The sequence below is a fragment of the Hylemonella sp. W303a genome (assembly GCF_046452315.1).
Classification (GTDB): domain Bacteria; phylum Pseudomonadota; class Gammaproteobacteria; order Burkholderiales; family Burkholderiaceae_C; genus Hylemonella.
Window position 1 is genome coordinate 73320 of record NZ_JBKFDG010000003.1, and the last position, 19447, is coordinate 92766.

General features: G+C 63.9%; 18 protein-coding genes and 1 tRNA gene. 13 read left to right on the top strand and 6 right to left on the bottom strand.

What is annotated here, in order from left to right; genetic code table 11:
- Nucleotides 1–64: 64 nt before the first annotated feature.
- Together zwf and ACLBKS_RS06555 are read right to left on the bottom strand one after the other, a co-directional pair.
- A complete protein-coding gene (zwf, locus tag ACLBKS_RS06550; protein WP_410191997.1) occupies nt 65–1531 on the bottom strand; it encodes a glucose-6-phosphate dehydrogenase in 1467 nt (488 codons plus the stop codon).
- Nucleotides 1532–1585: 54 nt separating this feature from the next.
- The gene (locus ACLBKS_RS06555; protein ID WP_410191998.1) at nt 1586–2611 is read right to left on the bottom strand and encodes a LacI family DNA-binding transcriptional regulator; all 1026 of its coding nucleotides are present in this window, start codon (nt 2609–2611) and stop codon (nt 1586–1588) included.
- A 193-nt stretch (nt 2612–2804) separates the two neighbouring features.
- On the opposite strand from ACLBKS_RS06555, the gene ACLBKS_RS06560 reads away from it, so the two are divergent.
- From ACLBKS_RS06560 to ACLBKS_RS06575, 4 genes are read left to right on the top strand one after another with little or no spacing between them, the layout of a single operon-like run.
- Entirely contained in the window at nt 2805–3347 is a 543-nt protein-coding gene (locus ACLBKS_RS06560; RefSeq protein WP_410191999.1) for a gluconokinase, read from the top strand.
- Nucleotides 3348–3359: 12 nt separating this feature from the next.
- A complete protein-coding gene (locus tag ACLBKS_RS06565; protein WP_410192000.1) occupies nt 3360–3860 on the top strand; it encodes a TRAP transporter small permease subunit in 501 nt (166 codons plus the stop codon).
- A 3-nt stretch (nt 3861–3863) separates the two neighbouring features.
- Entirely contained in the window at nt 3864–5159 is a 1296-nt protein-coding gene (locus tag ACLBKS_RS06570) for a TRAP transporter large permease (protein ID WP_410192001.1), read from the top strand.
- A 52-nt stretch (nt 5160–5211) separates the two neighbouring features.
- Nucleotides 5212–6231 carry a TRAP transporter substrate-binding protein gene (locus tag ACLBKS_RS06575; protein WP_410192002.1) on the top strand — a complete coding sequence of 340 codons (1020 nt, stop codon included), beginning with the start codon at nt 5212–5214 and terminating at the stop codon, nt 6229–6231.
- A 126-nt stretch (nt 6232–6357) separates the two neighbouring features.
- Here ACLBKS_RS06575 and ACLBKS_RS06580 read toward each other — a convergent pair whose 3' ends face one another.
- The gene (locus tag ACLBKS_RS06580; RefSeq protein WP_410192348.1) at nt 6358–7572 is read right to left on the bottom strand and encodes a XylR family transcriptional regulator; all 1215 of its coding nucleotides are present in this window, start codon (nt 7570–7572) and stop codon (nt 6358–6360) included.
- A 359-nt stretch (nt 7573–7931) separates the two neighbouring features.
- On the opposite strand from ACLBKS_RS06580, the gene xylF reads away from it, so the two are divergent.
- The 5 genes from xylF to ACLBKS_RS06605 all read left to right on the top strand — a co-directional run bounded on the left by xylF (nt 7932) and on the right by ACLBKS_RS06605 (nt 13500).
- Complete coding sequence (gene xylF / locus ACLBKS_RS06585; protein WP_410192003.1) at nt 7932–8957, top strand: D-xylose ABC transporter substrate-binding protein; 1026 nt, start codon at nt 7932–7934, stop codon at nt 8955–8957.
- A gap of 84 nt (nt 8958–9041) precedes the next feature.
- Nucleotides 9042–10586, top strand: coding sequence for a D-xylose ABC transporter ATP-binding protein (gene xylG, locus ACLBKS_RS06590; protein ID WP_410192349.1), 1545 nt, complete (start codon nt 9042–9044; stop codon nt 10584–10586).
- The gene (locus ACLBKS_RS06595) at nt 10583–11776 is read left to right on the top strand and encodes a sugar ABC transporter permease (RefSeq protein WP_410192004.1); all 1194 of its coding nucleotides are present in this window, start codon (nt 10583–10585) and stop codon (nt 11774–11776) included. Before xylG ends, ACLBKS_RS06595 begins: the two co-directional genes overlap by 4 nt.
- A gap of 61 nt (nt 11777–11837) precedes the next feature.
- On the top strand, nt 11838–12605 hold the full coding sequence (locus ACLBKS_RS06600; RefSeq protein WP_410192005.1) for an SDR family NAD(P)-dependent oxidoreductase: 768 nt from the start codon (nt 11838–11840) through the stop codon (nt 12603–12605).
- Entirely contained in the window at nt 12583–13500 is a 918-nt protein-coding gene (locus ACLBKS_RS06605) for an SMP-30/gluconolactonase/LRE family protein (RefSeq protein ID WP_410192006.1), read from the top strand. The genes ACLBKS_RS06600 and ACLBKS_RS06605 overlap by 23 nt, the downstream gene beginning before the upstream one ends.
- A 3-nt stretch (nt 13501–13503) precedes the next feature.
- Here ACLBKS_RS06605 and miaB read toward each other — a convergent pair whose 3' ends face one another.
- Nucleotides 13504–14895, bottom strand: coding sequence for a tRNA (N6-isopentenyl adenosine(37)-C2)-methylthiotransferase MiaB (gene miaB / locus ACLBKS_RS06610; RefSeq protein WP_410192007.1), 1392 nt, complete (start codon nt 14893–14895; stop codon nt 13504–13506).
- Nucleotides 14896–15005: 110 nt separating this feature from the next.
- Here miaB and ACLBKS_RS06615 point away from each other — a divergent pair.
- A tRNA-Met gene (locus ACLBKS_RS06615) sits at nt 15006–15083 on the top strand.
- A 67-nt stretch (nt 15084–15150) separates the two neighbouring features.
- Here ACLBKS_RS06615 and ACLBKS_RS06620 read toward each other — a convergent pair.
- A complete protein-coding gene (locus tag ACLBKS_RS06620; RefSeq protein ID WP_410192008.1) occupies nt 15151–15981 on the bottom strand; it encodes a helix-turn-helix domain-containing protein in 831 nt (276 codons plus the stop codon).
- 167 nt (nt 15982–16148) lie between these two features.
- Between ACLBKS_RS06620 and ACLBKS_RS06625 the strand changes: the two genes are divergently transcribed.
- Both ACLBKS_RS06625 and ACLBKS_RS06630 read left to right on the top strand, forming a co-directional pair.
- Nucleotides 16149–17153, top strand: a complete 1005-nt coding sequence (locus ACLBKS_RS06625; protein WP_410192009.1) for a zinc-dependent alcohol dehydrogenase family protein — start codon at nt 16149–16151, stop codon at nt 17151–17153.
- Between the two features lie 50 nt (nt 17154–17203).
- A complete protein-coding gene (locus ACLBKS_RS06630) occupies nt 17204–17569 on the top strand; it encodes a hypothetical protein (RefSeq protein ID WP_410192010.1) in 366 nt (121 codons plus the stop codon).
- A 7-nt stretch (nt 17570–17576) separates the two neighbouring features.
- Here the strand turns inward: ACLBKS_RS06630 and ACLBKS_RS06635 are convergent, their stop codons facing one another.
- Entirely contained in the window at nt 17577–18311 is a 735-nt protein-coding gene (locus ACLBKS_RS06635) for a phosphatase PAP2 family protein (protein WP_410192011.1), read from the bottom strand.
- Between the two features lie 238 nt (nt 18312–18549).
- On the opposite strand from ACLBKS_RS06635, the gene ACLBKS_RS06640 reads away from it, so the two are divergent.
- Nucleotides 18550–19386, top strand: coding sequence for an LOG family protein (locus ACLBKS_RS06640; RefSeq protein ID WP_410192012.1), 837 nt, complete (start codon nt 18550–18552; stop codon nt 19384–19386).
- Nucleotides 19387–19447 lie beyond the last annotated feature (61 nt).

Below are 19447 nucleotides of genomic sequence, written 5' to 3' on the forward strand. Positions count from 1 at the left end.
CAGAAGTTTCCGTCTTAAGGGCGATACAGAAGGACAAGGCAACACGTCGTGCGGGAAGACCGCTTCATGTTTCCTCGAACCAGGCGAGGCCTTCGCGCGCCATCAGGGCCGAGCTGGCGGCCGGCCCCCAGCTGCCTGCGGGGTAGGGGCGCGCAGGTTGGTTCGAGGCTTGCCAGCCGCGCTGGATGGGGTCGATCCAGCGCCAGGCGGCCTCCAGTTCATCACGCCGCATGAAATGGGTCAGTCGCCCGTGCACCACGTCCATCAGCAGGCGCTCGTAGGCTTCCGCGCGCCGCCGCCGCGAGGTGGATTGCAGATCCAGGCCCAGGTCCACGCGCTGCATGCGCATGCCGCTGCCGGGTTCCTTGACCATCATTTGCAGCTGGATGGATTCTTCGGGCTGCAAGGTGATGACCAAGCGGTTGGGTTGGGCGTCGGGTTGCTCCGCGAAGACCGAGAACGGCGGCTGCGCGAACTCGATGATGATCTGGCTGCGCCGGTGTGGCATGCGCTTGCCGGTGCGCAGGAAGAAGGGCACATGGGCCCAGCGGGGGTTGCGCACATGGGCCTTGAGCGCCACGAAGGTTTCGGTCTGGCTGTCGGCGGGCACGCCGTCTTCTTCGCGGTAGCCGGGCGCGGCCTGCCCCTCGGCGTGGCCCGCCGTGTACTGGCCGCGCACGGTGTCGCGCAGGATGTCGGCCTGCGTCAGGGGCTGCAGCGAGCGCAGCACCTTGAGTTTTTCGTCGCGCACGTCATCGGGTTCCAGGGAGAGAGGCGGCTCCATCGCGACGATGCAGAGCAATTGCAGCAGGTGGTTTTGCACCATGTCGCGCAGCGCGCCGGTCTGGTCATAGAACCCCGCTCGGCTGCCCACGCCCACCGATTCGGCGACGGTGATTTGCACGCTGCGGATATTGGGGCCGCGCCAGAGCGGCTCGAAGATGGCGTTGCCAAAGCGCAGCACCATCAGGTTCTGCACCGTTTCCTTGCCCAAGTAATGGTCGATGCGGTAGATCTGGCGTTCGGCGAAGTGGCGGGCCACTTCGTCGTTGATGGCGCGCGCCGATTCCAGGTCATGGCCCAGTGGCTTCTCAAGCACCACGCGCGCGTCGGCGTTGATGAGTCCTTGCACCGCCAATTGGGCGCAAATGGGGGCAAACAAGTCGGGCGCGGTCGCGAGGTAATACACCCGCTGGGCCGTGCGCGCGCAGCAGGCCTTGAGCGCGGCAAAACTCTCGGGGCGGGTCGCGTCCACGGTGGCGAAATCGAGCCGTGCCAGAAAACCGCTCCAGGCCGCCGGGTCGTGGGCGTTGTCGGGAATGAAGGGGAGCGCGCGCTCAGCGACAAAAGTCGCGTAGTTCGCCGTGGTCCAGGGCTGACGCCCCACGCCCACGATGCGTGCCTCTGCTGGGAGGCGGCCGTGCAGGTGGGCCATGTACAGCGCGGGAATCAGCTTGCGCAGCGCCAGGTCACCAGCGCCGCCGAAGATGACGAGGTCCAGGGGAAGCGAAGGTTCGGTCTTGGTGTTCATGCTGAGGTTCAGGTCAGGAGCAAACCGCATCTTGGCATGGGCCGGGCTCCACGGTCAGGAACTGGCGCGCACCACCACCTCGTAAGGCAGGTGCACGCTGTGCTGGCTTGGGTGCCCGCCGCGCATCAGCTGCAGCAGCATCTGTGCGCCGGCTTCGCCAATCGCCCAGCGTGGCGTGCGCACCGTGGTCAAGGGGGGCAGCATCTGGGCGCTGCCCGCCAGGTCATTGAAGCCAGCGATGGCGAGCTTTTGGGGCACGGACAGACCCAGGCGCTGCGCGGCCAGCAATCCACCTTGCGCCAAATCGTCATTGCAGAAGAAGACAGCATCCACGTCCCTTTGTTCACGCAGCAGTCGTTCGAGCAACTCGGCTCCCAGCGCCAGCGATGAGCGCGCCGGGCTCAATAGCTCCAGTGCGGGGTCGTAGAGACCTGCGGCGCGCAGGCAGCGGCGGTAGCCCTCGGCGCGTTGCAGGGTGCGGGGGTCGAGCTGGGCGGCGATGAAGGCGATGCGTTTGCGCCCGCGCGCCAGCAGGTGCTCGGTCATGGCCGCGCCCGCGTCCTGTTGCGAGAAGCCTGCGCAATAGACCTGGGGTGCGTCGGTCACTTCCATCAGATGCACGCAAGGCACACCGCTGGCGGCGATCAGCTGGCGCGCGGTCTCGGTGCGGTCGAAGCCGGTGACCAGCAGGCCCGCCGGGCGCAGCGCGAGGTAGCTGCGCAGCAGCGCTTCTTCCTCCTGCGCGTCGTAGTGCGTTACGCCGATCAGCGGCTGGTAGCCCGCTGGAAAGAGCGTGCGGTGCACAGCTTCCAGCACGTCCACGAAGAGGGTGTTGGACAGCAGGGGCACGAGCACCGGGACTTGGGTGCCACGCTGAGTCGCCAGGGCGCGGGCCGCGGGATCGGGCACGTAACCCAGGCGCTGGGCTGCTTCCTGCACACGCGCCACCAGTTCGGGGGCCACGCCGCGTTCTCCGCGCAGCGCGCGCGAGGCGGTGATGGGACTGACTTCGGCGGCCTGGGCCACGTCGTTGAGGGTGACGCGACCGCTGGAACGGCGGCGGCGCGGGTGCTTGCTCAAGGGTTATCCCTGCGAAATTGGAAAGAGCCGGTGCGTTAGGATAGCGCTACCATTACGGGAATTCAAGGCAGCGAGGCCGCATAAACCGGTCTCTCAGGGTTTTCATTCAGATTTCTCGATATAGCTCATGCATCCGCGCGGCACGCATCTGGCGTGCCGTTTTTTGCAGGGCATTGGACAGCGCTACCAAATCATGTCCCTTACACCTTCATCCGTACCCGTTGCCGGGTCCGCGCCGCAGCACCTGGTGGTGATGGGCGTGGCCGGCTGCGGCAAATCCAGCCTGGCGCAGGCCGTGGCCCGTCACATGGGGTGGCGTCTTCACGAGGGCGACGACTACCACTCGGCCGAGAACGTGCGCAAGATGCGCGCGGGCATCGCATTGACCGACGCTGACCGCGCCGGCTGGTTGGCGCGCCTGGGCGAGCTTTTGGCCGCTGAATCGGACGTGGTGCTGACCTGTTCTGCCCTGCGTCGCGCCTACCGTGATCGCTTGCGCGCGGCGGCTCCCGACCTGCGCTTCGCCTTCATGGGCCTGGACCAGGACGCCGCACGCCAGCGCGTGGCCGCGCGCCCCGGACACATTTTCCCGGTGAGCCTGGTGGCGAGCCAGTTCCAGACCCTGGAAGACCCCCGTGGCGAGCCCGGCGTATTGGCGCTCGACGCGCTGCAGCCGCTGGACCAGCTGTGCCAGCAAGTGTGCGACTGGCTGGGCCAGTCAACCCCCAAAGACTGAGGCGCTCCAGGCATGACACAAGCTTCCCTCCCTCTTTCGTCTGCTCAGAAATTCACCGGCTTGTTGATGGCCCTGTGCCTGGCCGTGATGGCGTTGGCGGTGTTCGTCAACGTGGTGCTGCGCTATGGCTTCGGCAGCGGCGTCGCGGCGAGCGAAGAGCTGTCGCGACTGCTCTTCGTCTGGCTGGTCTGCATCGGTGCCACCGCGGCCTACCCGCGCGGCGAGCACATGGCCTTCACCGCCTTGGTCCGGCGTTTTCGCCATGGTGCGGCCATGCCCTGGCTGGCGCGGCTCATCCATCTGCTGGTGGTGGTGGCTTGCGCCATGTTGGCCTGGGGCGCGTGGCAACAGGTCGTCGTGGGCATGAGCAGCCACAGCGTGGTGTTGCGCTACCCGGCGGCCCTGCTGCCCTTGCCCGCCCTGTTGTGCAGCGTGGCGATCGGCGTGATGGCCTTGCGCGATCTGGTGCGCGGGCGCTTGCCGGATTTCGGCCACGAAGTCGAGGTGGAGTGAGCGATGAGCCTCGAAGCGCAAGCCTTCATTGTTTTTTGCCTGGGCATGGTGGTCTTCATGGGCCTGGGCGTGCCCATGGCATTTGCCCTGGTGCTGACCGGCGCTGGCATGGCCTGGACGCTGGATTTCTGGGACACCCAGTTGCTGGCGCAAAACCTCGTGGCCGGCATCGACAGCTTTCCCTTGCTGGCCGTGCCTTTCTTCATCCTGGCGGGTGAGTTGATGAACGCGGGCGGCATCAGCCGCCGCATCATCGAGATGGCGCGTGCGTGGGTGGGCCACATCCGTGGTGGCCTGGGTTTCGTGACCATTGGCGCGGCCATGTTGATGGCCAGCATGAGCGGTTCGGCCCTGGCGGACACCGCAGCCTTGGCCACGATCCTGTTGCCGATGATGAAGGCGCATGGTTACCCCATGGGCCGCTCGGCCGGTCTGATGGCGGCGGGCGGCATCATCGCGCCGATCATCCCGCCGTCCATGCCGATGGTCATCTATGGCGTGACGACCAACACCTCGATTTCGCAGCTCTTCCTCGCGGGCATCGTGCCCGGCGTCATCATGGGCCTGGGCTTGGTGATTGCCTGGCGCATCGAAAGCGTGCGCATGACGGGCGTGCAGCGGGACGAGCCCATGCCCTACAAGGAGCGCCTGCGCGTCACGGCCAAGGCCTTCTGGGCCATGCTGATGCCGGTCATCATCATCGGTGGCATGAAGTCTGGTGTTTTCACGCCGACCGAGGCGGCAGTGGTCGCGGCCTTCTACGCCCTCATGGTGGCCCTGCTGGTGCACCGTGAGATGACCTTGGCACAACTGCACGGCGTGCTGGCCCGCGCGGCCAAGACCACGGCCATCGTGATGTTCCTGTGCGCGGGTGCGCAGGTGGCCAGCTACATGGTCACGCTGGCGGATTTGCCCAATGTGTTGACCGGTTGGCTCGGTGGCCTGACGGAGAACCCCAAGCTGCTGATGCTGGTGATGATGGGCGTGCTGGTCGTGATCGGCACGGCCCTGGACCTGACGCCCACCATCCTGATCTTCGCGCCCGTGATGCTGCCCATCGCGGTCAAAGCCGGCATCGATCCGGTGTACTTCGGGCTGATGTTCGTGCTCAACGGCACCATCGGCCTGATCACGCCGCCCGTCGGGACCGTGCTCAACGTGGTGGCGGGCGTGGGCCGCATGCGGCTGGACGAGGTCATCCGCGGGGTCAACCCCTACCTGATCGTTTACCTGGCCATCCTGCTGCTCTTCATCGCGTTCCCGCAGATCGTCACCGCGCCGGTCCTCTGGTTGCGCTGACGTTGCGCTGACGACGTTCACTTTCTTTTCACTCGCTTCAAGGAGACACACCATGAAACTGATTCGACGCACCCTGCTCGTGGCCACCACGGCCGCGTTGTTGGCCACGCCCCTGGCGGGCCTGGCCCAAGACGTGAAGTCGCGCATCATCCGCTTCGGCTACGGCCTGAACGAGCAATCCAATCAAGGCCGCGCCGTCAAGGTGTTCGCCGATGAGGTGGCCAAGGCCTCCAATGGCAAGCTGCGCCTGCGCGCGATCGGCGCGGCCGCCCTGGGCACTGACGTGCAGATGCAGCAAGCCCTGATCGGCGGTGCCCAAGAGATGATGGTCGGCTCCACCGCGACCCTGGTGGGCATCACCCAGGAAATGGCGCTGTGGGACACGCCCTTCCTGTTCAACAACACCCAGGAAGCCGACGCCGTGCTGGACGGCCCGGTCGGCCAGAAGGTGATGGACAAGCTGCAGGAGAAGGGCCTGGTCGGCCTGGTCTACTGGGAAAACGGCTTCCGCAACCTGACCAACAACAAGCGCCCGGTCACCAAGGTGGAAGACATGGACGGCATCAAGCTGCGCGTGATGCAGAACAACGTCTTCCTCGACAGCTTCAAGATGCTGGGCGCCAACGCCGTGCCGCTGCCGTTCTCCGAATTGTTCAGCGCGCTGGAGACCAAGACGGTGGATGGCCAGGAGAACCCTTACAACACCATCTTGTCCAGCAAGTTCTACGAAGTCCAGAAGTACCTGAGCGTGACCAACCACGTCTACAGCCCCTGGATCGTGACCGTCAGCAAGAAGTGGTGGGACACCCTGTCCAAGGATGAACAGAAGATTCTGCTTGACGCGGCGAAGAAGAGCCGTGACTTCGAGCGCAAGGACACCCGCGCCGAGGCCGCCCAGGCCCTGGCCGAGCTGCGCGCCAAGGGCATGCTGATCAACGAGCTGACCCCGGCCGAGACCGACCGCATGCGCGCGCGCCTGACCCAAGTGAATGCCAGCATCGCCAGCAGCGTGGGCCAGGCCCTGTGGGACGAAACCCAGGCGGAACTCAAGCGCCTGCGCGCGAAGAAGTAAACCTTAAGGCCTCGTTGCTCAGAAACGCCCGGTGCGAGCGGCCCGGGCGTTTTTCATTCGGGCTTTTGCCGTGCCCGCGATTTGCGGCGAGCAAGACTCCGCGAGCGGTGCGCACGGTCGATGCGCTCAGTCACGCGCGCTGAGTGTCATGCGCTCTTGGTACTCGCGCGGGGTGCAGTCCAGTTCGCGGCGAAAGACCGTGTACATGTATTGCAGCGAGGTGAAGCCGCTGCGGACCGCGACATCCGCGCTGGACGCATCGCGCCGCGCGAGCATTTCCTTGGCGACGTCAAGCTTATGGGACAGGATCGCCTGGTGCACGGTGCAGCCCAGGTCGCGGCGGAAATGTTCTTCCAGCGCCGAGCGCGAGATGCCCACGTAGGCGGCGACCTGCTCCGTCTTGATGCCCTGGCAGGCGTATTGCCGGATGAAGTGGCGCGCGCGCATCACGTAGGCGTTGGACAAGGGTTGATGGCGCGAGGATGCCAGGGCGTTGATGCCCACTGGCGGCACCAGCACCCTGTGCCCGGGCAGGCGCACGCCGCCCAGCATCTGGTGCAAGAGCTGCGCGGCCTTGCGGCCCATCTCTTCCGTGCTTTGGATGACCGATGACAGGGGAATGCGGCCCAGCGTTCGGGCCAATGGGTCGTTGTCGATGCCGATGATGGCCACTTGCTCGGGCACGGCGAGATCGGCCAGCAAGCAGGCCTGCAAGAGATGGCGCGCTCGCGCGTCAGTCACGGCGATGATGCCGACCGGCTTGGGCAAGGCGCGCAGCCAGTCGATCAATTGCGCGCTGGCCTGATTCCATGACATGGCGCTGGTGGCCAAGCCGCGGTAAATCTCGTCGGCCGCGCGGGCGCCGGGTTGGTCGGCCTGTCGCAATCGAAGATAGACACGCTCGCGCTCCAGGGCCCAGCGGTGGGCTGGCGAGACTGGAACGCTGTACAGCGCGAAGTTCTCCAGACCGGCGTCGATCAAATGCCTGTACGCCAAGGCAATCAACTGCGCGTTGTCGGTTGCGACATAAGGATGCTGGCTTGGATAAGCCGTCTCATCCTCGTAAGAGGCGCCAATCGCGACGATGGGTAGGGGACAGGCTCGCAAGGCCTCGGCCACGTCGGGGTCGTCGAAGTCCGCGATGATGCCGTCGCCGTCGAAATGCTCAATCCCGGCGAGACGACAGCGAAAATCGTCCTCGAGAAAAAGCTCCCAAGTGACTCGCGTCGATCGCAAATAGTCGCCGATGCCGACGATGATGTCCCGGTCATAGACCTTGTTCGCGTTGAACAGAAGCGCGATCCGGTGGATGCGCGGATGCGCAGGCGATGGGCTGTGCATGATGGCTGTCGCGGTCTCGTGACGCCGCTTGGTCTCCTCTGTGTGGGCCTGGAGCGCTCTCATCACGCCGCGCTCCTATCGTTAGTCATTAGGTGTAACCACCAACGCTCTTGGCGTGATGAACGTCGCGCGGCGAATCATAAATAAACATTAGATTCTTTGGCCGATTTCACAATCGACCGCCTGCAAACCGAGGGCTACGATGAAAACGCCCTGCGAAATTCTTGCAGCGCAGGACCTTCCGCAAGAAGCGGCGGATTCTCGCGAGAAGCGCGGGTTGGACCGCATACCTTGACCGCGCTTCAAAGCGCGGCACGGTGGTTCGGTGCATCGATCCATACAAAACAGGAGTGAGACAAATGTTTTTCAGCAAACGTCGTTCCGTGGTGGGTTCCTTGTTATGCGGCGCCGTCCTCTCCAGCACATTGCTGGCCTCGCTGGCGCATGCCAGCAAGGAGCGCCCTGAGATTGGCTTCAGCATCGACGACCTGCGTGTTGAACGCTGGGCGCGTGACCGTGATTACTTCGTCGCCGCGGCCACGCAACTCGGCGCCAAGGTGTCGGTGCAGTCGGCCGACGCGAATGAGGCGCGCCAGATTGCGCAGATCGAGAACATGATTTCGCGTGGCGTGGACGTGATCGTGATCGTGCCGTTCAATTCCAAGGCCCTGACCAATGTCGTGGCCGAGGCGAAGAAAGCTGGCATCAAAGTGCTGTCCTATGACCGTCTGATCCTCGATGCCGACGTTGACGCCTACATTTCCTTTGACAACCACAAGGTCGGTGAAATGCAGGCGCAGGGAGTTTTCAGCGCGCGTCCCAAGGGCAACTATTTCCTGCTGGGCGGCGCGCCGACGGACAACAACGCGAAGATGTTGCGCGAAGGTCAGCTGAAGGTGCTCCAGCCCGCGATCGATCGGGGTGACATCAAGGTGGTCGGTTCGCAGTGGGTTCCGGAATGGAGTCCCTCCACCGCGCTCTCGATCATGGAAAACGCGCTGACGGCCAATGGCAACAAGATCGACGCGGTGGTGGCTTCCAACGACGGCACGGCGGGCGGCGCGATCCAGGCGCTGGCCGCGCAACGCCTGGCGGGCAAGGTGCCGGTCTCGGGGCAGGACGCCGACCTGGCCGCCGTCAAGCGCCTGATCGCGGGCACGCAGACCATGACGGTCTACAAGCCGCTCAAGCAGATCGCGAGCACGGCCGCGCAGCTGGCGGTGGACCTCGCCAAGGGCAACAAGCCGACGTACAACTCCCAGTACGACAACGGTAAGAAGAAAGTGGACACCGTGCTCCTGCAGCCGACCGTGCTGACCAAGGCGAACATCGATTTGGTCGTCAAGGACGGCCTCTACACCCAGGCGCAGATCAGCGGCAAGTAAACAGGCCGCGGGTGATCGCAGGGTGGGTGCGTCGACCGACGCACCCACCGGGATTCACACGGGGAGAAAACCATGACACAACCTTTGCTGGCGATGCGCGGCATCGTCAAGGCGTTCGCGGGTGTCAGGGCACTGGATGGCATCGACCTGACCGTGATGCCGGGTGAGTGCGTCGGCCTGTGTGGCGAGAACGGCGCGGGCAAATCCACGCTGATGAAAGTGCTCTCGGGCGTCTATCCGCATGGCAGCTGGGACGGCGAAATCCTCTGGGACGGCGCGCCGCTGAAGGCGCGCGGCATCCGCGACACGGAACAGGCCGGCATCGTCATCATCCACCAGGAACTGATGCTGGTGCCCGAACTGTCGGTCGCCGAGAACATTTTCCTGGGCAATGAGATCACCCTGCCGGGTGGGCGCATGAATTACGACGCGATGTACCAGCGCGCCGACGAGCTGCTGCGCGGATTGAACATTCAGGGCATCCATGTCGCTCAGCCGGTGATGAACTACGGTGGCGGGCATCAGCAGTTGATCGAAATCGCCAAGGCGCTGAACAAGCAAGCCAGGCTGTTGATCCTGGACGAACCCTCTTCCTCCTTGACGGCGACCGAGACGCGCATCCTGCTGGACATCGTTCGGGATCTGAAGAAGCGTGGCATTGCCTGCGTCTACATTTCCCACAAGCTCGATGAAGTCGAGGCCGTGTGCGACACCATCACGGTGATCCGCGATGGTCGTCATGTGGCCACAGCGCCCATGAGCGCGCTGAGCACCGACCGCATCATCACGCAGATGGTGGGCCGAGAAATCAGCAACCTGTTCCCCCGCGAGCCGCACGTGATCGGCGAAGTCATTTTCGAGGCGCGTCACGTCACCTGCCTCGACGTCAACAACCCGCGCCGCAAACGCGTTGATGACGTTTCCTTCACGCTGCGCCGCGGTGAAATTCTCGGCGTGGCGGGACTGGTCGGCGCTGGACGAACCGAGCTGATGCAGGCCGTGTTTGGCGCGTACCGGGGTGCGAGTCGCGTCGAGGTCCTGCTCGAGGGCGTGCCGGTGCGGATACGGTCACCCCTGGATGCGATCCGCGCCGGCATCGCGATGGTGCCGGAAGACCGCAAGCATCACGGCATCGTGCCGTTGATGAGCGTTGGGCACAACATCACCCTGGCCGTGTTGCAGCGCTTCGCCCAGGGCGGTCGCATCGAGGCATCGGCGGAGCGAGACACGATCCGCGCCGAAATGCGGCGGCTCTCCGTGCGCGCGGCGCATCCGATGCTGCCGATCGCCAGTCTCTCGGGCGGCAATCAGCAAAAGGCCGTGTTGACGCGCATGTTGCTGACCAACCCGCGCGTGCTCATCCTCGACGAGCCGACCCGCGGCGTTGACGTGGGCGCGAAGTACGAAATCTACAAACTGATCTTCCGCCTCGCGCGCGACGGCATCGCCATCATCGTCGTGTCGTCCGAAATGCCCGAGGTGCTCGGTCTGAGCGACCGTGTGCTGGTGATCGGCGAAGGCGAGTTGCGCGGTGATTTCATCAACGAGAACCTGACGCAGGAAGACATCCTGACAGCCGCGATCCAACCGGCGCGGCCTTCGTCCCCCAAAGAAGCGATCGAAGCATGAGTTCCGAAACACTGACCCGTTCTGCCACCGCGCCGCAAGAGGCCGTTGGCGGCTCACAGCGCTACCGACAACTGTTCATGCGCTACAAAATCCTGGCCCTGCTGATCGCAGTCGCATGGATCTGGATCTTCTTCTCGGTGATGACGGAGGGCGCCTTCATCACACCGCGCAATGTGTCCAACCTGCTGCGTCAGATGTCGATCACCGGCATGCTGGCCTGCGGCATGGTGTTCGTGATCATCGCGGGGGAGATCGATTTGTCGGTCGGCGCCCTGCTGGGCCTGCTGGGCGGATTGGCCGCCATCCTGGACGTGGGCTTGGGCTGGCCGATCTGGTACACGATGCCGACGGTGCTGCTGCTGGGAACGGCGGCAGGCCTGTTCAACGGCTGGCTCTCCACCTACGGTGGCATTCCGTCCTTCATCGTCGGCCTTGGCGGCATGCTGGCCTACCGCGGCATCTTGCTGGGCGCGACGGGCGGATCAACCATTGCGCCCGTTTCGGAGGCGTTCGTCTTCATCGGACAGGGCTACCTGCCGAGCTTGCTCGGTCACGCCCTGGCGGTGTCGCTCTTCGTGCTGTTGGTCGCGCTGACTGTCACACGCCGTCGCAGCCAGCAGCGCTATCAACTGGCGGTGGCGCCGATCTGGCAAGACGTGGCCAAGGTGGTCGTCATCGGCGTCCTGATCGCTGGCTTCATGACCATGCTGGATCAATACGGCGGCATTCCCGTGCCCGTGCTGCTGCTGCTCGTGATGCTGGGCGTTTTTTCTTGGATCGCCTCACAGACGGTGTTTGGTCGGCGCATCTACGCGGTGGGCTCCAATCTGGATGCCACCCGTCTGTCGGGCATCAACACCGATCGGGTCAAGCTGGCCGTGTTCGGCTTGATGGGCTTGATGTGCGCCTTCGCCGGGATGATCAACACCGCGCGCCTGGCCGCGGGCTCTCCGTCGGCGGGGTCCCAGGGGGAGCTGGACGCCATCGCGGCTTGTTTCATCGGCGGCACTTCGATGCGGGGCGGATCCGGCACGGTCTATGGCGCCTTGATCGGCGCGCTGGTCATGGCCAGCCTCGATAACGGCATGTCCATGCTCGACGTCGATGCTTACTGGCAGATGATCGTCAAGGGCGCCATCTTGGTGCTCGCGGTGTGGGTCGACGTGCTGTCCCGTTCGAGCCGTCTTTGACGCGACGGCCTTGTGCTTGTTTCCTTGGCCTCAGCTTTTTGACTGACTGAAGATTCATCTCATGACTTACGCAATCTATCCAACTCTCCTTGACAAGAACGTGGTGGTGACGGGCGGTGGCAGCGGCATCGGTGCGGCCATCGTCGAGGCCTATGCCCAACAAGGTGCGCGTGTGACGTTCCTGGACGTGGCCCGCTCGGAGTCCGAGGCCTTGGCCACGTCGCTGGCTGGTTCCAGAAACGCGCCCGTGTTCCGCTTCTGTGACCTGACCGACATCAACGCGCTGAACGCGACCTTTGCCGAGATCGAGGCGCAGGCCGGACCGGTTGAGGTGCTCGTCAACAACGCGGCCAACGACGATCGCCATCGCCCCGGCGACATCAGCGCCGCCTATTGGGACCAGCGCATTCAGGTCAACTTGCGACATCAGTACTTCTGCGCGCAAGCCGTGATGGGTGGCATGAAACGGCTGGGGCGCGGGGTGATCCTGAACCTCGGGTCGATCTCCTGGTACCTCGCGCAGGCGAATTTGTCGATCTACATGACGGCCAAGGCGGGCATCGAGGGCATGACACGCGGTCTGGCACGCGATCTGGGTGGGTATGGCATCCGAGTCAACTGCATCGTGCCGGGTGCGGTGCGCACGCCACGCCAGATGAAGCTGTGGCAAACCCCGGAAAGCGAGGCGCAGCTGCTCGCCGCGCAGTGTCTGCACAAGCGCGTGGACCCAGTGCACGTGGCCCGCATGGCGTTGTTCCTGTCGTCGGATGACGCGGAGTGCTGCACGGCCCGGGAGTATTTCGTCGATGCCGGTTGGTACGGCGGTTGACGTGAATCCGCTGAACCCACCGCGACCGGACTGCATTTGGCCCCTCGCCGCCACCCTGGGGGAAGGGGTGGTCTGGCATGCCCAGCAAGGCGCCGTCTATTTCGTCGACATCAAGCAGCGCCAGCTGCATCGGTTCGACACCTTGACTGGCGCGCGGCGCAGCTGGGATGCCCCAGGGCAGATTGGGTTTGCATTGCCCCATGTGCGCGGCGGCTTGGTCTGCGGCGTGCAGGGCGGCTTGCATCATTTCGACGCGCGCAGCGGGACTTTCACTCTCTGTCTGCCGGTCGAGGTTGATCGGCCGGGGAATCGGCTCAACGACGGTTATGTGGATGCCGACGGCGCGCTTTGGTTCGGTTCGATGGATGACGCTGAAGCCGACGCAAGTGGGGCGCTGTACCGCGTCGGTGTCGATGGACAGTTGAGTGTCCGCGACAGCGGCTATGTGATCACGAATGGCCCGGTGTGCAGTCCTGACGGCGCCACCCTCTATCACAACGACACGCTACAGCGCGTGGTGCATGCCTTTGATCTGGGGGCCGAGGGCCTGCTCAGCCGCAAGCGTGTGTTCGTCCGTATCGCGGGCACCGGGTATCCCGATGGCATGGCGGTGGATCGCCAGGGATGCCTGTGGGTCGCGCTCTTTGGTGGCGGGCGCATCGAACGTTACGCGCCGGACGGCGGCCTGCTGGGCGCGGTTCATTTCTCTTGCTCCAACATCACCAAGCTGGCGTTTGGCGGCGGCGACCTGCGCACGGTCTATGTGACCACCGCCCGCAAGGGCCTCGACGATGCGGCTTTGGCGCGGCAGCCCTTGGCGGGCGGCCTGTTCATGTTCCGAACGGATGTGGCAGGGCATGCGCCGACGCCCTGCACCATGCCACTGAACTTCTGAGGCTCAGGCCGGCGTGGTCATTTCCTTCGTCAGCACCTCGCCACGCAGCGAGTGCGGGTAGGCCAGGGTGATGTTCACGTCCACCATCTGGCCGATCAACCGAGAGGCGGAAGCCTGCATGGCCGGCCCCACCGCGAAGTTCACTGCGCGGTTGCACACCGTTTTGCCCGTCATTTCGCTCGGGTTCTTGCGCGAAGGGCCCTCGACCAGGATGCGTTGCGTCGTGCCCACCAGCTTCTGGCTCAGGCGACGCATATTGCCCTCGATCAGGGCCTGCACTTCCTGCAAGCGGCGCAGCTTGACGGCGTGCGGCGTGTCGTCTTGCAGGTTGGCCGCCGGCGTACCGGGGCGCGGGCTGTAGATGAAGCTGAAGCTGTTGTCGAATTCCATGTCCTCGATCAGCTTCAGGGTCTTGGCGTGGTCGTCTTCCGTCTCGCCGGGGAAGCCGACGATGAGGTCGGTGGCCAGTGCCAAGTCAGGCCGCGCGGCGCGCAGCCTGCGCACCGTGCTCTTGTATTCGAGCGCCGTGTAGCCGCGCTTCATCGCCATCAGGATGCGATCGCTGCCATGTTGCACGGGCAGGTGCAGATGACTCACGAGCTTTGGTATGTGCGCGTAGGCCTCGATCAGGCGCGACGTGAATTCCTTGGGGTGGCTGGTGGTGTAGCGGATGCGTTCGATGCCGGGCATCTCGGCCACCAATTCGATCAGCGCGGCGAAATCCAGCCCGTCCTTGTTCCAGGCGTTGACGTTCTGGCCCAGCAGGGTGATTTCCTTCACGCCTTGCGCTGCAAGACCTGCTACCTCGGTGAGCACGTCGTCCAGTGGGCGGTGCACTTCTTCGCCGCGCGTGTAGGGCACCACGCAGTAGCTGCAGTATTTCGAGCAGCCTTCCATGATGCTGACAAAGGCGCTCGCCCCCTCGGTGCGCGCGGGTGGCAGATGGTCGAACTTCTCGATCTCGGGAAAGCTGATGTCCACCTGAGGGCGTTTTTGTGCCTCGCGCGCGGCCAGCAGCTCGGGCAGTCGGTGCAAGGTCTGGGGGCCGAAGACCACGTCCACGTAGGGCGCGCGCGCGATGATGGCCTCGCCTTCCTGGCTGGCCACGCAGCCGCCCACGCCGATCTTCACACCCTTGGCTTTGAGGTGCTGCACCCGGCCGAGATCGGAGAAGACTTTTTCTTGCGCCTTTTCGCGCACCGAGCAGGTGTTGAAGAGGATCAGGTCGGCCTGCTCCACGTCATCGGTTTTTTCATAGCCCTGGGCGGCGCCCAGCACGTCGGCCATCTTGTCCGAGTCGTACTCGTTCATCTGGCAGCCGAAGGTCTTGATGAAGACTTTTTTGGCGGGTGTCGCCGAGGTGGCGGATGGAGCAGGGGTGTCCGAGCGGTTCATGGTGTGTATCCAGAGGCTGGGTCATTGACGAAAGCGAACCCGCGATGATACCGGGGCGGTGGCCGGCGTGCTCGGCCGTCCCGGTGATTGGGCTATAATGCGCGGCTCTTGGAGGTGTAGCTCAGTTTGGTCAGAGCGCAGGATTCATAACCCTGAGGTCGGCGGTTCAACCCCGCCCACCTCCACCAAGATAGAGAAAGCCACTAAGCCAGCCGTCGTGAGACGGCTGGCTTTTTTGTTCGGTCCGCGGGCGTTTCACACCCGCATCGCTGTCCCCTCGGTCGGTGCCACTGTCACTGCAGCCGCTTGCACCGCCTGGTCTGTGTAGGCATCGGCGGGGTGCAAGACTTCCAGCGCGACTTCCTCCAGCGTGACGTCCGCGGGGCTGCCAAACACCGTCGTGGCCCCGATGAAAGAAAGTTGACCCAGGCGCGTGCGCACGATCAGCGGCACGCTGGGGCCGCCGTCACCGTCCCATGACTCGTGATTTCCGCCGGGATAGGCCAGCGTTTCGCGCAACAAGACTTCCAACTGCGGGTCCGCCGTCATCTGGATCTGCCGCCTCAACAGAGTCAAGTAGTGCGAGCGCCACGCGGCGTAGTTGAGGATGCGCGGCGCCATACCACGCGGGTGCAAGACCAGGCGGATCACGTTCACGGGCGGGCGCAACAGCGCCGCGTCAACACCTTCGAAAAGCGCGGGCACTGCGGCGTTGGAGCGGAGGATGTTCCAGTGCCTGTCGATCAGGTAGGCGGGAAAGGGTTTGTGGCGTTGCAGCGTCAGATCCACGATGGCGCGCAGGGGGTCGTAGGCCGGGTCATCGAAGTCCCGGGCCTTGAAGACCGGGGCAAAACCAGCCGTCATCAACAGCCCATTGCGCTCTCGCAGCGGGATGTCCAACTCGTCGGCCAGCCGCAGGATCAGCTCGCGCCCAGGCTGAGCGCGTCCAGTCTCGATGAAGCTCAGGTGGCGTGAGGAGACCTCCGCCTGCACGGCCAGCGCCAGTTGGCTCATGTGGCGCCTTTCCCGCCAGGCCCGCAAGTGCTCGCCAATGGTCGGAGGGGCTCGGTGGGTGCGGGTGTCCATGGCGCCAACATGCTAACCGAGGCGGGTGGCATGGCCCATTACCTGGGCGTAATCGACGCGCGGCGGTCAAAGAAACACACTGTGCGGGTGTCGACAGTCTTTCATCGAATTCGATCCGTGGACACCTCCTTCTTTCAAACCCAATTCAAGGAAAGGTCACCAGACCGATGCGCGCTTACCGAATGGACCAGTTTGACCGTCTCGATGGGCTAGTCCTGCACGAGCAGGACGTGCCACGACCAGGCCATGGGCAGGTGCTCGTCAAGATCCACGCTCGCTCCCTCAATTACCGTGATCTGTTGATCTTGAGTCAGCGTTACGCCTTCCCTGCACTGCGCGGCGTCGTCCCGCTCTCGGACGGGGCTGGGGAAGTCGTGGCACTGGGTTCGGGCGTGACCTCTCTGAACTTGGGTGACCGCGTCGCTGCATGCTACTTCCCGCGCTGGCAATCCGGCCGCTTGGAGATGCCCATGGCGATGGAGCAGTTTGGTTGCCATCGGGATGGCATGTTGGCTGACTATGTGTTGGCTGATGCCTGCGAGCTGGTCCAACTGCCGGCCCATCTGAGTTACGAACAAGGCAGCACGCTGCCTTGCGCTGCCGTCACTGCCTGGAATGCGTTGACGGGTGGCCGCTCCCTGATGCCGGGAGACACGGTTTTGATCTTGGGCACCGGTGGCGTCGCGCTGTTCGCATTGCAGTTCGCCAAGACCATGGGAGCGCGGGCGATCGGCATCACGTCGAGTTCCCGCAAGGCAGCCGTCTTGCGCAGCTTGGGCGCAGACGAGGTCATTGATCGCACCCAAGATCCCGAATGGGCTCCCGAGGTCCGTCGATTGACTCAGGGGGCGGGTGTGGACCATGTCGTGGAGACAGGAGCCATCGATACCTTGCCGCAGTCTTTGGCCGCCTGCGCGGCGAATGCCGAAGTGGCGCTGGTGGCGGCCTTGGGGCAAGGATCGTTGGATGCAGCGGCACTTCGAGGATTGGTGACGATCCGCCGCGTTTTTGTCGGCAGCCGCGCCAGTTTCGTGAACATGAACCGCGCCATCGATCTGCATCGGCTTGTGCCGGTGATCGACCGCGCGTTCAGCTTCGAAGAGGCCCGTTCGGCCTACGAGCACTTCGCCGCCCAGAAACACGTGGGCAAGGTGATCATCACCAGCACATGACACGGCTTCATACCAAGACTGTCCTTACAACCCGACTCCAAGGAACATCCATGAGCCATCCCCAGCAGTTAGCCGAGCGTTATGCCGCCCTCTGGAACGAGCCCGACCCCATCCGACGCAAGGCAGCGATTGCCCAGCTTTGGACGGCCGATGGCCGTCACTTCGTCAAGACCCAGGAGGTGTGCGGCCATGAAGCTCTGGAGCGTCGCGTGCAAGCGTCGCACGAAAAAAATGTGCGCGACGCGGGCTGCAAGTTCCGTATCTCCGGGGTTGCGCAGCAATTGCCGGGCGTCGTGACTTTCCATTGGCAGATGGTGTTCGCGGCGACGGACGAAGTGATGGCCACAGGCCTGGAGTTTTTGGCGCTGAATGCGCAGGGAGTGATCGTTGCGGACTACCAGTTCATCCTGGCGTAGCGAGTCATCAGAACCGGTAATGCACGCCGACGAAAATGCCATCGCTCGTGGGCAGAAGGAGGAGCGGGGTTTGCCGCTGCGTGGACAGATAGCCCATGCCTGCGCCGATCGTGCCGCCTGCCACCACATCGCTCAACCAGTGCCCATGGGCGGCGACCCGACCCCGCGCCATGTAGATGGGCAGGGCCACCAGTCCCCAGGCCGGTGAAACGCCGCCGTCTGGATCGGTGTCGGCCCTGGCTTGTCCGGCGATGATCAAGGGGGTCACGAAGGCAGCCATCAAGGCGGTTTCTCCACTGGGGAAGCTTCGATGGTTCGAGCCTTGCCGCCATTGATTGGGGTTGTCGGCCTCGGAGGGACGTGCGCGCTGGAAGGTGCGCTTCATCGCTTCCGTGACGATGGCGGTGGTGACCATGCTGTCCATCGCCTGCCAGGCCACGCGGCCGTTGGGCGAGGTGTTGCCTTCCCAGAGCGCGTAGCTGACCGTGCCGCCGATCACCAGCGAGTCGATCAGCAACTGATTGCGGCGCGAGAAGATGCCTCCGGCTTCGTATTCGTCGCAGCGATCCATGCCCAGGATGCCTCCATTGCTTCCGTCCCCCTTGCAGCCATCCGCCTGGGCTTTTGGCGTTAGGCTTGCAAACAGCACCAGGGTCAGGGCAGGCACCACAGACCGGCGCAGGCGGCCAGCGAAGAGGACAAGGGACCGGGTGAGGAACGGGCAAAAAGAGGAGAGGGGCATGGGATGTCCTGGGGCAAGTTCCTCAAAGTCTGCGTGCGCCTGATTAAGAGGCCCTTAAGTGAACCTCATGCACATTTGCCCGCCTGCCAGTACGTCGTTCGATTAAATTCACAAAGGAACAAGGCAACCAGTGTCTGGGCAGATTCGCGCCGCTTTCGTCGTCACGGGTATGGAGCTTGCTTGCAGTGCGTGGCGATTCCAGAACCCCCCGAATCTTCAGCCATGCATGGAGTGTTTGATGAAGTTGCCACTGTTTCCGCGCCTGCTCATCCTGGCTGGCGTCATGATTCTTGCCGGGTGCGCCAGCACCCGGGATTGTCCCAGCGTGGTGCCCAACGCCAGCTACACCGGCCCCTACAAGGGGGTGGACAACCAGTTGAGCGTGGCTGACCTGAACCGCGACTTGCAATGCGCCCAGAACTTCAAGACCACCAAATACCCTGGTGGATTTGTCGCCATTTACGGAAGCTCACGCATCGGTGAGGCCAGCCGATTGCCGGACCCCGTGCTGGCCCGACAGAGTGAGGCACTGTATGCCGACGTGATGACCTTCGCGGAGGCCTGGACTCGCAAGCATGGCAAGCAATACCCGGTGATGACCGGAGCCGGGCCGGGGCTGATGGAAGCTGGCAACCGTGGTGCTCTCAAGGCCGGGGGGCCGAGCATCGGCTACACCACCTATTACGACCCAGCGCCACGCGGCGACGCGAACGAGGTTTTCTGGAAGTACAAGGGCCAGGATCTCATCACCGATGGCCTGATCTTTTCCAGCGTGGGTATCCGCGAATACGCCATGTTCCTGCATTCCGCCGCCATCGTGATCGGCCCTGGCGGTACCGGCACCGAGTGGGAACTGTTCCAGATTCTCGAGATGATCAAGAGCGAGCAACTGCAAGCGGTGCCCATCTATCTGGTGGGCAACAAGGACGTTCACTGGAAAAGTTTCTACGACCGGCTGGATGACATGGTTCGCCGTGGAACCATCCGCACCGGCGAAGTGACGAAGCATTTCGAGCACATCGAACGGGCGGTGGATTTGGTCCCTCTGCTCGAAAAGCGCCTGGGCTTGCCCTGACCGCGGCGCGTCGTGCTGACTCTCCGGCTTGCTCACGCCGTGCTTGATGAAAGCGCCAACT